General features: G+C 53.3%; 1 protein-coding gene. It reads right to left on the minus strand.

Features of this window, described 5'->3' with window-relative positions; all coding sequences use genetic code 11:
- A partial coding sequence (locus KO525_RS04715; protein ID WP_215962643.1) for a hypothetical protein occupies window positions 1–473 on the minus strand: 473 nt, incomplete at its 3' end.
- Window positions 474–486: the final 13 nt, after the last annotated feature.

Genomic DNA, 486 nt, shown 5'->3' on the forward strand with positions numbered 1-486 from the left:
CTGGTTAACGCCAAGTCGTTTGTCGCATTGTCTAACGTGATAGCACCTGAGCCACTGCTCACCGTCACCGCACCCGCAAGGTTATTTGTATCTTCATCCAATATCACCGAGCCATTGCTCACTGTCGTGATATCTGTCGTACCCGTTACCGCCAACATCGCACTGTCTGCAACACTGTCCGCTTCTGTCACCATCAAGCTGCCTAAGCTACCTGATAACGTCAAGGCCCCTGCATCTTCTATCGTTAACGCACCCGTTGTGCTCGCAACCACATCCAGGGCCGTTGTATTATTGTCTAACGTCACCGCCCCTGAGCCACTGCTCACCGTCACCGTGCCGCCTAACGCATTCGTATCTTCATCCAATATCACTGAGCCATTGGCGCCGCTCGTATCTATCGTACTCGCCCCTGTTATCGCTAACGCACCGCTGTCCGTTACACTGTCGGCTTCTGTCACAACAAAGCTGCCCATTGACCCTTCAACC

Source organism: Psychrosphaera sp. B3R10 (genome assembly GCF_018861025.1).
Lineage (GTDB): Bacteria > Pseudomonadota > Gammaproteobacteria > Enterobacterales > Alteromonadaceae > Psychrosphaera > Psychrosphaera algicola.